Source organism: Veillonella infantium (genome assembly GCF_002959895.1).
GTDB classification, from domain to species: Bacteria; Bacillota; Negativicutes; order Veillonellales; family Veillonellaceae; genus Veillonella; species Veillonella infantium.
In genome coordinates this window covers 63,383-77,357 of record NZ_PPDD01000006.1, presented here as the reverse complement: position 1 = coordinate 77,357, position 13,975 = coordinate 63,383, and the positions used below count along the sequence as shown (strand labels likewise).

Sequence of the window (13,975 nt, the reverse complement as noted above, 5' to 3'; positions counted from 1 at the left end):
AGATCCCATGTAGACGACATGGTTGATAGGCCAGGTGTGGAAGAGCCGTGAGGTTTGGAGCTGACTGGTACTAATAGATCGAGGGCTTTACTTAAACAAAAACATTAAGCAGAATGTGCAACAAATATATATACTTCTATGTGGTTTTCAGAGTACAAACTCTGACAGATTCAGTGGCGATGGCTATGAGGATCCACCTGTTCCCATCTCGAACACAGTAGTTAAGCTCATAAACGCCGAAAGTACTTGGCTGGAGACGGCCTGGGAGGATAGGAAGCCGCTGATTAAGCTAAAGGCACACCTGAGGGTGTGTCTTTTTTTTGTTGTATGGCTTCCTATCCTCCCAGGGTACCTGGTAAGCAGGGCAGTAGAAGATGGAGGAATGAAATGACGACAGATTCACTGCATCGCTTAGTTCGGAGCGTAAGATGGACATGTAGCGAAGCTACATAAGTCCATCCACAGCGACGAACACCCAGTATCCTGGAGGGCAGAACCGTACATAAGAATTCGCTGATTAACGAAATAGAGGGTCAACCCTAAAGGGTTGGCCCTCTATTTTATGCTCTAACGAGCACAGCTCTTATACCTGCTAGAGCCGTCTCCAGCCAAGGTTGTACAAGTTTCATCTTTGTGTATTCATCAATAGAGGCGGCGTTGGGAAAAGTAGGGCAGTAGAAGATGGAGGAGTGAAACGACGACAGATTCACTGCATCACTTTCTTCCGAACGTAAGATTTACCGAACTGCGAAGCAGAGAAGGGAAATCCACAGTGAGGAAGCAAGTAGGGCCACCGAAAAGCAATTAGATCTATGCGACGCATACGTCCATTGCATCAGGTTCGACGAAGCCCTAAAATGTATGCTGTACATTAAACTGTTGTATTATATAACGCCATGGGCGAGTGTGATAGGAAGCCGCGGCTAGTGGTAGGCGGCAAACTATTTCTTTACGGTAACGCGGCACAACGTGCCAATGTTACCGAACCAAAAAGATCGTTGAGTAACTCTAAATTATGTAAATATTGAGGGTTACGTTCTAAGTATTATATATCGCTTAATACTTAAGTATCACTATATCTCGATACATACTTATTTATAATATAAAATTATTCTTCATTTTTTAACTTTAAATATTTATCCGTAAATGTTAGTTGTATTATTCAATAGATATAAACTTCTTAGCGATATAAAACGACAGTATAACTCAAATATTACTATTTTAATGGCTATATCTATACATAATACTTGATTGATCAAAACAGTACATAAGATATTCTTTAATCAAATTTTCTAATTAATAATCTTTATGTAATTAATGATGCTTTAATTATAAATTCTAATAATCACTATCTACTACATATTCTATTCATGCATAGTTTTATCTAAAAAATATATATAAACCTAAAAGTGTAGGTAATTACTGCTTTTATAGTTATATTTCTAATGTTTAAATATGTACCAAAATTTACTCGTTTCATATATATCTCATAAAACTTTCACTATGTTTTCACATAGAATCTATATACTAGCAATAGTTGATTGAGATCAACTAAGGAAATGGAGGTCTACTGCAAATAACTTTTACCTGTCCCTTTTACAAATAATACAAACAACACAACACAAAACAATACAACACATAAAACAACACTTAAATACACAACAATACTCTCCCTGTGTATAAACAAAACAATACATATACAAAACTCTCTAATTATATATACCATCTCCCGTATATATAAAGGTAAAAGTTAGGTAGACATAAGAGCCCTTGAAAAAGGGCTCTTTTTCCTTTTTAATTCACTATTATTTCATTATTTTAAATCGCTTTGTTTCTTGACATAGAGTCTATTTTTTGTTAAACTAATCAAGTATCAAGCACGGCTTGATGAACATAGGGGTATAGCTCAATTGGTAGAGTAGCGGTCTCCAAAACCGTTGGTTGTGGGTTCAAGTCCTACTGCCCCTGCCAAAATTTGGGTTGCGGTCTTCGGACCGCATGTCCATAAAATTACTCAAAAAATATTAAAAAAATGCTTGCATAGATTTAAGCGTTGTGTTAATATAAGTGAGTACCAAGTACATGACTCAGTAGCTCAGCTGGATAGAGCGTTTGACTACGAATCAAAAGGCCAGGGGTTCGAATCCCTTCTGGGTCACCAAATTAAAGCATCACAGTAATGTGGTGCTTTTTTATTTTATCTATTTCTATTAACTGTATAATAAAAGGACTCTACATTCTTATGAGTAGAGTCCTTTGCTGTATGTAGATTTTTATACAGAAACTATTATAAACTAGAAATTCATCTATCGTTGGCTTATTTAAGCTGACCAGCGGCAACAGCAAGGTCACGCCAATAGATGGCTTGCATATAACCATAAGTATCTGGTTTTAAAGTAATCAATTTAGCTTTAGGTCGTTTTTCCTCACGTAATATTCTACCTGTACGGGCATCGATAATATTACGTTGTTCTTGGACCCATTGAATGGTATCGGCATCTTGATCAAAGTAATAATGGTTTATGTACTCTGTCATATAATATTGAGCCCCTTGATGGCTATAGGTGCGACCGATAATTTCAAATTTATTACCTTCACCAGCGATAACTTTAACGCGTTGTTCTGCGTAATAGTTTTGACCATTCATACGATATAAGTAGGCATAACCTCTTGCATTCTCTAAGTCAGCAATATTGACTGCTTGAGATGGCAGGATGCCTAAGATTGTGAAAGCTACTGCAATTAATAAACTACGCTTCATTTATTCTCCTTATTACTTTGCATGGGGCTGATCAGACTCAGCGACTACATGGACAACTAATTCTTGATCGGAAGGAATTTGAGCCATAACTACAGGCATTGGCACACTCATAGCTGCTGCTATACCTTTGATTTGTCGCATCGCAACTGGTATTACAGTACCATCTTCTTGTAAGTTATTTTCTAAGGCTTCAATTTCTGTAACTGTTAAACCTGCTTTTGTGGCAAAGTCTTCAATGGACACACCATTGGCTTCCCGATATTCTTTAATGAAATCTCCGATATACATAGATTCCTCCTATTTTTAGATACCTTTATATTGTAATTAAAAATATCATATATGGCAATAGATGAATAAGAAATGAAAAAGTAAAAGCAGTGAAGATATCCAAATAGTGTATAACTCATGTTTATATATGTATAAATTAATGTACAGTAAAATTGTAAATAAAATTACAAAAATAAATTGACTTAATACGATAGCGGTGTTAATATTAACTCATAGAAAACATCATATTTGGGAATAGGTGCTGAAAAGCATAATAGAGAAGCTGGTTAAATGCCAGCACGGTCCCGCCACTGTATGGTCGAGCGAGTCTAAATTAAGTCACTGGGAAACTGGGAAGGCTAGATAAGCGATGACGCCGAGTCAGGAGAACTGCCTATTCAACATTCACCATTTGACCTACGAGAGATAGGGAGGAGAAGTTAGTAGCTCCTTTTTACGTACCCGTAAAAAGGATTTTTTAGTTCTATATAATCTTCATTATTTATGAGTTAGATTGTATTCGAAAGCCCTAAATGTCGATGGCATGGTTATGGTGAATAATACCTTCTTGGTATTACCAGCATGACATGTGTTATGACTGTTAATATATTTTATGGTAAATGTAGGGCATGCATTTATTCATCATCATCCTAAAAAAGAGGCTGACCCAGGATTCTAGTAGTTCGGATTCTGGGTCAGTCTCTTTTTCATTTTACAATTTATATAATAACCAATATGTAAGGTTAAAATAAGAAAAATAGAAAAAATAGAATTAGTTATATAGTAGATATTTAATTAGTTATATAGTAGATATTTTAGAGGCAACATGAATTTTTAGTTAAATCTAAAAAAATGATTGACGATGAATTATATACATGATATTATTATTTCAGTTGAGACGCGGGAGTGGCGGAATTGGCAGACGCACCAGACTTAGGATCTGGCGCCTTACGGCGTGGGGGTTCAAGTCCCTTCTCCCGCACCAACTTTATTGCACCTTTTGAGGTGCTATTTTTTTTGCCTAAAAATGTTATAATAAATGAGTTAGAACTATTTATTTAAATAATCATGAATACTATATGGTGCAGTATGGATAATACATTAACTAAGCTGCTTTCACAGAACCCATCCTTTGTGGATGGGCTAAACGCATTTCAGCGGAAAGGAAAGTCAGTCATATATGGTCTAAGTGGATCTCAAAAGAGTTTCCTCTTAAACCAAGCTTTTGCTACAGGTCTTACAAAGCCCGTGGTTATCGTAGTCCATGATAAGGACCATAAAGAGATGTGGGAACGAGATTTAGCCTTTTTCTGGCCTAATATCCCAGTCCTATCATTTCCTATAACTGACAATGTGGAGTTTACAACGACTGCTCGTAGCCTTGAAGATCAAGGTGCTCAAATGCGTGCTTTAGCATTGCTAGCATGGCAAGAACCTGCCGTAGTTATAGCGAATGCAGAAGAGGTTACACAATATGTAGTATCTCCACAATATTTAAAAGGCCAGTCGTTACATTTTTCTTTGAATGATACGATTGAACGCGATACAGCTCTTGAACAGCTTGTCATAATTGGATATGAACGTGTAGACCAGGTGGAACAACGTGGTCATTTTGCCGTGCGTGGAGATATTCTAGATATTTATCCTGTTAATAGTGAACATCCAATACGAATTGAGTTCTTTGGCGATGAAATCGATACATTGCGGTTCTTCTCTGTTGAGAACCAACGTTCTATTGAACAGATTGATTCGTATACGGTGACACCTTTCTTCCTTGGTAAAAGTGATGCAGATTGCACTTTATTATCCTATGTGAAAGATGGGACTCTCATTTATGATGAGCCCGGTCGTATCCAGGAAGCATTAAAGAAGTTCCTCAAGGAAGATCCTACACATCGTAAAAATCATTGCGACTGGAGTGAATTACAACGTACTGTAGAGGCTACAAATCAAGTAGCTTTCACATTTATGCAACAACGCTCTATCGGTCTACCTGGATTTAATCCAATCGGTATTCAAGGTAAGACGATGACGAGCTTTGAGCGTCAAATTCCACTCCTAACAGATGAAATTAAACAATGGCATCGCCTCAATCATCAAGTTGTATTGGTATTAAATAACCAACAACGACGAGAAGGTATTGAACGAGCTCTTGAAGGTGAAGGGATTGCCTTTGTTCATAGTACGGAATGGATTGCAAAACCTAATACGGTCGTTATTTTGCAAGGTTTATTGACCGATGGTTTTGAATTACCTAATAGCCATCTCGTAGTTGTTGTAGAAGGCAATATTTACGGACAACAAAAACGTAAGCTTCGTAACAAGCCTAAAAAGGGCCAAGAAATCAATTACTTTACGGACTTAACACCAGGTGACTATGTAGTTCATAGCATGCATGGTATTGGTAAGTATATTGGCCTTAAAACGATAGAAACAGAAGGCATTCATCGGGACTATATTGAAATCGCCTATGCCGGAACGGATAAGTTATTCCTACCAGCAAACAATCTAGATCAGTTACAAAAATACATTGGCAATGAAGGTGATGTGCCGCGCATCCATAAAATGGGAGGCCGTGACTGGGCTAAGGTTGTTACAAAGGCCAAAAAATCCATCGATGATTTGGCAGATAAGCTCGTTGAAATCTATGCACAACGAGAAATTACAGAAGGATTTGCATTTTTGCCAGATCAACCATGGCAGCAAGAGTTTGAAGATGCCTTCCCTTATGAAGAAACGGAAGACCAATTACAGGCTACAGCAGAAATCAAGGCATCCATGGAAAAACCTGTTCCTATGGACCGCTTGCTAGCAGGTGATGTAGGCTTTGGTAAAACCGAAGTGGCTATGCGTGCCATCTTTAAGGCCGTTATGAGTGGCAAACAGGTTGCGGTGCTCGTACCGACCACAGTTCTTGCGCAGCAACATTTCCAGACCTTCTGGAATCGTTTTGCTCCATTTGGGGTCAAAGTAGATGTGCTCAATCGTTTCCGCAGTACATCTGAGAAGAAACAAGTTCTAAAAGGTGTAGAGGATGGCTCTATCGATGTTCTCATCGGAACCCATTCACTACTTAATAAAAAAGTAGTCTTTAAAGACTTAGGCATGCTCGTAGTGGATGAAGAACAACGCTTCGGGGTAGCTCAAAAGGAAAAATGGAAAGAGTGGGCTAGTAATATTGATGTGCTCACCTTGAGTGCAACCCCAATTCCTCGGACCTTACATATGTCGCTTGTAGGTGTTCGGGAGATGTCTGTTATCAACACGCCACCAGAGGAACGATTACCAGTTCAGACCTATGTGGTGGAATATGATATGAACATCGTTGCTGATGCCATCAAGCGAGAATTGGCACGGGGCGGACAAGTTTACTTCGTATATAACCGCGTTGCATCAATTAATCATATGGGTGAGTTATTAGAAGCAGCATTACCTGGTTTACGCTATGCTATTGCTCATGGTCAGATGACGGGCCGTCAAATTGAAGAAATTATGACGGATTTCTATGAAGGCCATTATGACGTATTATTGTCTACAAGTATCATTGAAACCGGCTTAGATATTCCTAATGCTAATACCATTATCATTTATGATGCGGATCGATTAGGTTTATCTCAGCTATATCAAATGCGTGGACGCGTAGGGCGTTCTCGTAGAAGGGCCTATGCATACTTTATGTATCGACCTGACAAAATGCTTTCAGAGGCTGCAGAAAAGCGCTTGAAAGCTATTGAAGAGTTCACTGAGCTCGGTGCTGGCTTTAAATTGGCGATGCGAGATTTAGAAATCCGTGGTGCTGGTAATCTCTTAGGTTCACAGCAACATGGCAACATCGCCTCTGTCGGCTTTGGTATGTACGTAAGTATGTTAGAAGAAGCTATTGCGAAGGCTCAAAATAAAGAGGTAGAGCGCGAGGTCTCCATTGATCCAGCCATCGACTTAGAGGTAGATGCCTTTATCGACGATGCGTATATCAAAGATAGTGCTCGTAAAATTTCTGTATACCAACGATTGTTACATATTAAATCAAAAGAACAGCTTGATGATATGACAGACGAACTCATTGACCGGTTCGGTACCCCAACAGATCCGGTAGATCGATTATTGCGTATTGCTCAAATTAAAGAGCAAGCACGTTTACTTGGTATTAAAAGTATCGTCCGTAGAGATCAACAGCTTACCATTCATTGGCATGACGATTCCAAAATGGCCGACTGGGATATGGGGGCTGTACGAGAAGATTTATGGAAAAAGATGAAATTTGCAGACTCCAAGCCAGCCATATTGTATGTGAGCCTTAACGGCATGAAAGGTTCTATTTTGACCATTACGGAAGCGGTGATGAAGGCCCTTAGCCAGAAATCATCGTCTAAGGAGGGCCTATGAATCGATTTTTAAAGGGCGCTATGATTTTAACCTTGGCTGGGATTATCGTTAAGGTTATTGGTGCTTTCAGTAAAGTCCTTATTGCACGTGTTCTCGGTGGTGAAGGGATTGGCCTATATATGATGGCCTATCCGATTTATCAAATTATCGTTAGTATTTCCGCAGCAGGCATTCCTGTGGCCATATCTATTATGATTGCGGAAAAGCTAGCTAATGATGATATGCGTGGCGTACAACAAGTGTTTTCCGTATCTTTAAAGGTATTAACGCTGTTAGGCCTTGTATTTAGTGTTGCTTTATACGGTAGTGCACAGTGGCTCATAGATTCTCATATTATTACAGATCCTCGTGCATTGCTTGCCATTCAGCTATTATCTCCAGCAATCTTTGTCGTTACGATTTTGAGTTGTTTTAGAGGTTACTTCCAAGGCTTCCAATACATGGTTCCGACTGGGACTAGCCAAGTCTTTGAACAAATCTTCCGCGTATCCTCTATGGTGGGCTTAGCCTATTACTTCATTGATAGAGGGTTACACTTAGCGGCTGGTGGTGCAACCTTTGCCACATTCCCTGGCGTACTAGCGGGATTACTCGTATTAATTTACTTTTACTATCGTCAACGTCGTGTACGGGCTCAAATGTTGGCACAGCAGAATCCGAATGCTGTTGGTGAAAGTAATAGTTCTGTAGTGAAACGACTATTTAGTTTGGCCATACCTGTTTCGATGGCCAATATTATGCTACCTATGGTATCCCTTATCGATACATTCATCGTGCCAAAGCGTTTGATGGATATTGGGTATTATCTCAATGAAGCGACCACACAATTTGGCTATCTTACAGGGATGGCTACATCGTTGATTGGGTTGCCCATTATTTTGACTACATCTCTAGCAGCTAGTCTTGTACCAGCTGTATCGGAAGCGCATGCCCAAGGTGATGTACATCGTATTGTACAGCGCGCTGGGACAGCCATTAAAATTGCAAATATCTTTACTATTCCAGCCTGTATCGGCCTCTGTGTATTGGCGACACCTATATCTAAACTGATATATGCAACGCCTCATGCAGGTCCTGTTATTGCTGTTATTAGCTTAAGCATTATATTCTTAGGTTGGCAACAGATTACAGCAGGCATCTTGCAAGGGCTAGGCAGAACTGTTATTCCTATGGTAGCCATTTTTATTGGTTTGCTGGCTAAGACCTTCTTAGACTATGAATTGACCGGTACTATTGAGTTAGGCATTAATGGTGCTGCATGGGCAACGAATTTGAATTTTGCCATTGCGGCACTCATAAACTATATATTTGTTAAAAAATATGTAGGATCTGTACTTGATAAATTAGAGCTATTAAAAATTGTAGTGTCTGCCATGGCTATGGGCGGTGCTACACAGGTAGTGTATGTGACTACCGTAGAGTTATTCGGCAATGGTGGTGCAGTGGCAGCGGCTATTATTGTGGCTGTATTTGTATATGGTTTATCCTTATGGTTAACAAAGGCCGTTGTAAAAGCTGATATGTATCATTTCCCTGTTATAGGCAAGCGCTTACAAGCTCGCCGAGATAAGGAGGAGGCTAAACTATATGAAGAACAATACTGATAAGTCTGTATCGGTACAACCATTAGTAGATGTAGTAAAAGCCTTACGAGCTCCTAATGGTTGCCCTTGGGATCAAAAACAGACTCATGAATCATTGCGTCGATACTTCATTGAAGAAACTTATGAAGTAGTAGATGCTATCGATAATAAAGATATGGATAATCTTCGTGAAGAACTAGGTGATGTATTATTACAAGTTGTCTTTCACAGTCAATTGGCTGAAGAAGCTGGTCAGTTTACATTAGAAGATGTAATTAATGATGTGACTCAGAAGATGATTCGCCGTCATCCCCATGTTTTTGACCCTGAAAATAATGAAAAATCATACAGTTGGGACGAATTAAAGGCACAAGAAAAGAAAAATATACAAAAATCTGTATTAGATGGTGTATCTAAAAGTTTACCTGCTTTAGTGGCGGCTTATAAGTTGCAAGAAAAGGCTGCAAAGCTAGGTTTTGACTGGGATGAGCTCGATCCGGTTTGGGCGAAAGTTTCGGAAGAAATGGATGAATTTAAGGAGGCTATTGCCCAAAAAGATAGAGAAAATATGGAAAAAGAAGCGGGAGACGTGCTTTTTTCCTTGATTAATCTATTAAGATGGTATAAAATAAGCGGTGAAAATGCACTAAATCGCACAAACACAAAGTTCCGACAGCGTTTTTTACATGTAGAAGCTTGTGTTAACCAAAGCGATCGCTCATGGGAAGACTTTTCATTAGCTGAGCTGGATGCTTTTTGGGAGGAGGCTAAAGTGCAGGAAAAGTAGCCTAGAGGTTTGCATGCTTCTTAGGTATAGTATTTTTAAGGAGGTTCTGTCATGAACAAAACAGAATTAATCGCAAGTGTTGCACAAAAAACTGAATTAACTAAAAAAGACGCTGAAAAAGCGGTAAAAGCTGTATTTGACACAGTTGCTGAAGAATTAGCTGCTGGCGGTAAAGTACAAGTTATCGGCTTCGGTACATTCGAAGTTCGTGAACGCGCAGCTCGTGAAGGCCGTAACCCACAAAACGGTAAAACTATCACAATCGCAGCTTCCAAATCCCCTGCATTCAAAGCTGGTAAAGGTTTGAAAGAACAAGTTAACGCTGCAAAAGCTAAAAAACGCAAAAAATAATCTTTAATGGATTGGAAAGAGACCTTTCGAGGTCTCTTTTTTTCGTCTATTTATGGTATAATGCACAGAGAAAGGGTGTACTATGAATAACGAAAGATCACGGAAGGTTCTCATCGTGTCCGCTTCTATTGGGACAGGACATATGCAGGCCGCCAGAGCTATAGAAGAATATTGGAAAGAGAAAGAGCCACAAGCTTCCATAACGCATGTAGACTTTCTTGATACAGAAACCATGTCTGTAGAGCATTTGATCAAGGGCACATATATCAAGATGATTGACGTATTTCCTATGCTATATGATATGATTTATCGCGTATCAAAAGGGGAAAAACGAGGTACGATTTTGCAAACTGCATTATCATACCTATTGAAAAGCCGCATGCTTAAGTTGGTGCAACAAGAACAGCCAGATGTGATGGTATTTACTCATCCATTCCCATGTGGTGCAGCGTCTATCTTAAAGCGTCAAGGGCATATCGATGTACCTTTAGTGGCTATCATGACGGACTTTAGTAGTCATCAATTTTGGCTATATCCACAAATTGATACATACTATGTAGCTACTGAATCGATGGTAGATGAAATGGTATCGTCTGGTATCGATGCCTCACGTATCCATGTATCAGGGATTCCAGTGCGTCGTGCCTTCTTCCGTGATGCTATTGAAGAATATAGCTTAGAGGAACCCATAAAAGTGCTCGTTATGGGTGGGGGCCTTGGATTGGGTTCTCTAGAAACGGCATTAAAACACTTAGATGAAGTTAATGGCATTGGTGAAATTACCGTTGTAGCCGGTCAAAATACGTCTCTGTATGAATCCTTAGTTACCCTTAGTGAATCTATGCGTACTAAGACTATTGTGTATGGATATACTACGAATATTTCGGAGCTTATGAAATCCTCTTCCTTGCTGGTAACAAAGCCTGGTGCATTAACCTGTATGGAGGCTGTTACAATTGGTTTACCTATGGTGTTCTTTAATGCTATTCCAGGACAAGAAGAGGCTAATGCAGAGCTATTAGAACAACGAGGTTGTGCTCGTTGGTCTCGTGATATTCATAACTTAGAAGATGTTGTGACAGCCCTTCTTATCAATTCACCACGACTTCAACAGATGTCTGAGCGCGCTCGTGAATGGCATGTTGATGGTGCAGCGAATATCGTAAATAACTTAATTGAAATTCTAGATGCTACTAATACGGGCGAACCTGTTGAACTAGTAAAAGTGGAAGAGTCTATTAATTAATCTCTTGTAGTAGCTAGTACGAATATAATTAGCTATTGGTAATGCGTGTATTTCTAGATTTGTAATATACAGATATTAGTAGCTTTATATGAAATAAAAAGCGATGACTTTTAGGTCATCGCTTTTGTGTTATTGGTATTGTTCAATATGTTCTTGTCGAATTTTTTGGAGTGTTTCTAAGAATGTTTTTGTACTTTCAGCACTGTCTAACAAGTCTTTTAGTTGGTAGGAATCATCTAGGGTCACACTCCATTGGAAGGAGTCGTTATCGTCGTACACATTGAATACGATTGGCGTTTCTAAATCCTCTGGCAAATGACCGTCATCATCGGACACAGTTGCATAGGTGCCATCTTCTAAGAGCTCTGTAAATAATGTGTCATACCCATCGATATCGATAAGTTCAAAGTTGATAGTTTCGTAAAAGTCTAAAACGATATCTGCTGCCATGTGGACCTCCTCATGAATATATACGTTACGTTTATTCTACTGACGGCGCCTGTTACTGTCAATGGTAATGTGTAGTATAATAAATAACAGAATGACATAATAGGAGCATACGATGAACGTTATTAGTTTACAAAATATAGAAAAATCATATGGCACACGACTGCTGTTTAAAGATGTGAATATTACTTTCACCACAGACAAACGGTTAGGTCTTGTAGGGATTAATGGGACGGGTAAGTCTACATTCCTAAAAATTTTGGCAGCCCGAATGGAACCTGATAAGGGCACTATTGAGCGGAATGGTAAGGCGAGTATTCATTATTTGGCTCAGACCCCAGAGTTTGATCCAGAATCAACTTTGCTAGAAGCTGTTCTTGATGGAGACCATCCTCGCTTGCGGAGGGTTCAATCCTTTGAACGCATTAGTCGTGAATATCGTGAAATGCAAGAGTCTGGTAGCGAGGATAGTAAAATATCGCGTAACTATATGAATGCGTTAGAACAAATGGATCAACAAGATGGATGGCAAGTAGAGCAAGAGGCTCGTATTATTTTAACTAAATTAGGTTTTCCTGAGATGGATCAAAAAGTGGCTATGTTATCTGGTGGTCAAAAACGTCGTCTCGCATTAGGACAGGCATTATTATATCCTTGTGACCTATTATTGTTAGACGAACCGACAAACCATTTAGATGAAGATAGCATCGACTGGCTTGAGTCCTACTTAAGTGCTCGCCAAGGGGGCCTATTAATCAGTACTCATGATAGATATTTCCTCGACTCTGTATGTAATGGTATTTTAGAGCTTTCTAATCGTCGTATGTATCAATATGACGGTAATTACGAAGAATTTATTGCCTTGAAGGCTGATCGAGAGGCTCGCGAGGCCGCTACAGAAGAGAAACGCCGTCAGTTCTTGAAACGAGAAATCGAATGGGTACGTCGTGGGGCTTTGGCGAGAACGACGAAACAAAAGGCTCGTTTAGACCGCTATGAAAAACTTAAGAATATGGAGAAAACCAGACGTCCCGATCAAATGGATCCCATTGCTTTAAAAACGCGTTTAGGGAAAACCATTTTTGATATTGAACATTTAGAGTTCTACTTTGGTGAGCGCCCTATGATTAAGGACTTTACCTACCATGTAGTGCGTCATGATCGTATTGGTATTGTAGGCCCTAATGGTGTTGGCAAGTCTACCTTTATGAATATTCTTGATGGAACCTATGAACCTACAAACGGTACTATTGGTAAGGGAGAGACCGTTCGTATTGCCCATTTCAAACAAGAACTACCAGAGTTTGATGAAGATATGCGTGTTCTCGATTATATTCGCGAAGATCATTCCTACATGGTTCTGGGCGATGGATCTACGTTGAGTGCTGGTCAGATTCTTGAACGATTCCTTTTTACACCTGAGCTACATGGTGTGCCGATTCGTAAGCTTTCAGGCGGTGAACGACGTCGCTTATATCTATTGAAATTGCTTATGAGCGCTCCTAATGTTTTATTACTAGATGAACCGACCAATGATCTTGATATTCCTACATTAGAGGTGCTAGAGGACTTCCTTGATTCCTTTAGTGGGGTCATTATCACAGTATGCCATGATCGTTACTTCTTAGACCGTGTTGTGGACAAACTCTTTGTTTTTAGTGGTGATGGTCAAATTGAAATTGTTCACGGCTCCTATTCCGATTACAAGGATTCTTTAGATGAAAGTAGTGGTGGAAAGCGCCCATTCTACATGGCTAATACTGATACATCTATTGCTTCTAAAACTGATAAAACTAACAAATCTGAAACTAGTACTGGGTGTGATGGTTCATCATTAAGTACTTCGGTAGATGGTAGTGATAGTAATATGGCTACAGTTGGGGAAGATACTTTCAAAGAAACACCGAAGAAGGGACTCAATAAAGCGGAAGAAGCAGAGTATGCTAACATCATGGATGAATTACCTAAATTAGAGCATTTAGTAAAGGGGCTCGATGTCATGATTAGTCAAGTTGCTACTGATTATGAAAAGATGCAATCCTTGATGGCTGAGCGAGAAGAGACTCAATCCCAAATAGATGTGCTCACAGAACGGTGGATGGAATTAGAAGAACGCCTATAATTCCTTGTATCATGCGATTTTTTAA

The 13,975-nt window shown here is 39.4% G+C and carries 9 protein-coding genes, 3 tRNA genes, 2 rRNA genes and 1 riboswitch; of the genes, 11 read left to right on the top strand and 3 right to left on the bottom strand.

Annotated features, from left to right (window positions below):
* The 4 genes from VCHSUH03_RS03500 to VCHSUH03_RS03485 all read left to right on the top strand — a co-directional run.
* Positions 1-94: ribosomal RNA gene (locus VCHSUH03_RS03500) — 23S ribosomal RNA — on the top strand; the annotation flags it as partial.
* A 75-nt stretch (positions 95-169) separates the two neighbouring features.
* A 5S ribosomal RNA gene (gene rrf, locus VCHSUH03_RS03495) occupies positions 170-286 on the top strand.
* Between the two features lie 1,609 nt (positions 287-1,895).
* Positions 1,896-1,971: transfer RNA gene (locus VCHSUH03_RS03490), tRNA-Trp, on the top strand.
* Positions 1,972-2,084: 113 nt separating this feature from the next.
* Positions 2,085-2,161 (top strand) — tRNA-Arg (locus tag VCHSUH03_RS03485).
* 156 nt (positions 2,162-2,317) lie between these two features.
* On the opposite strand, the gene VCHSUH03_RS03480 is transcribed toward VCHSUH03_RS03485, so the two are convergent.
* On the bottom strand, positions 2,318-2,761 hold the full coding sequence (locus tag VCHSUH03_RS03480) for a hypothetical protein (protein ID WP_105094075.1): 444 nt from the start codon (positions 2,759-2,761) through the stop codon (positions 2,318-2,320).
* A 12-nt stretch (positions 2,762-2,773) separates the two neighbouring features.
* Positions 2,774-3,049 carry a helix-turn-helix domain-containing protein gene (locus VCHSUH03_RS03475; RefSeq protein ID WP_060924083.1) on the bottom strand — a complete coding sequence of 92 codons (276 nt, stop codon included), beginning with the start codon at positions 3,047-3,049 and terminating at the stop codon, positions 2,774-2,776.
* Between the two features lie 219 nt (positions 3,050-3,268).
* Positions 3,269-3,440, top strand: a riboswitch (cobalamin riboswitch).
* Between the two features lie 488 nt (positions 3,441-3,928).
* Here VCHSUH03_RS03475 and VCHSUH03_RS03470 point away from each other — a divergent pair.
* The 6 genes from VCHSUH03_RS03470 to VCHSUH03_RS03445 all read left to right on the top strand — a co-directional run bounded on the left by VCHSUH03_RS03470 (position 3,929) and on the right by VCHSUH03_RS03445 (position 11,381).
* A tRNA-Leu gene (locus VCHSUH03_RS03470) sits at positions 3,929-4,013 on the top strand.
* A gap of 104 nt (positions 4,014-4,117) precedes the next feature.
* Positions 4,118-7,414 carry a transcription-repair coupling factor gene (gene mfd, locus VCHSUH03_RS03465; RefSeq protein WP_105094074.1) on the top strand — a complete coding sequence of 1,099 codons (3,297 nt, stop codon included), beginning with the start codon at positions 4,118-4,120 and terminating at the stop codon, positions 7,412-7,414.
* Positions 7,411-9,018, top strand: a complete 1,608-nt coding sequence (locus VCHSUH03_RS03460; protein ID WP_105094073.1) for a putative polysaccharide biosynthesis protein — start codon at positions 7,411-7,413, stop codon at positions 9,016-9,018. The genes mfd and VCHSUH03_RS03460 overlap by 4 nt, the downstream gene beginning before the upstream one ends.
* Complete coding sequence (mazG, locus tag VCHSUH03_RS03455; RefSeq protein WP_105094072.1) at positions 9,002-9,784, top strand: nucleoside triphosphate pyrophosphohydrolase; 783 nt, start codon at positions 9,002-9,004, stop codon at positions 9,782-9,784. Before VCHSUH03_RS03460 ends, mazG begins: the two co-directional genes overlap by 17 nt.
* 51 nt (positions 9,785-9,835) lie before the next feature.
* Complete coding sequence (locus VCHSUH03_RS03450; protein WP_005385694.1) at positions 9,836-10,135, top strand: HU family DNA-binding protein; 300 nt, start codon at positions 9,836-9,838, stop codon at positions 10,133-10,135.
* An 82-nt stretch (positions 10,136-10,217) separates the two neighbouring features.
* The gene (locus VCHSUH03_RS03445; RefSeq protein WP_105094071.1) at positions 10,218-11,381 is read left to right on the top strand and encodes an MGDG synthase family glycosyltransferase; all 1,164 of its coding nucleotides are present in this window, start codon (positions 10,218-10,220) and stop codon (positions 11,379-11,381) included.
* Between the two features lie 129 nt (positions 11,382-11,510).
* Here VCHSUH03_RS03445 and VCHSUH03_RS03440 read toward each other — a convergent pair whose 3' ends face one another.
* Positions 11,511-11,831: a hypothetical protein gene (locus tag VCHSUH03_RS03440; protein WP_105094070.1), complete on the bottom strand. Its 321-nt coding sequence runs from the start codon at positions 11,829-11,831 to the stop codon at positions 11,511-11,513.
* 112 nt (positions 11,832-11,943) lie between these two features.
* Between VCHSUH03_RS03440 and VCHSUH03_RS03435 the strand changes: the two genes are divergently transcribed.
* Positions 11,944-13,950, top strand: a complete 2,007-nt coding sequence (locus VCHSUH03_RS03435) for an ABC-F family ATP-binding cassette domain-containing protein (RefSeq protein ID WP_105094069.1) — start codon at positions 11,944-11,946, stop codon at positions 13,948-13,950.
* Positions 13,951-13,975: the final 25 nt, after the last annotated feature.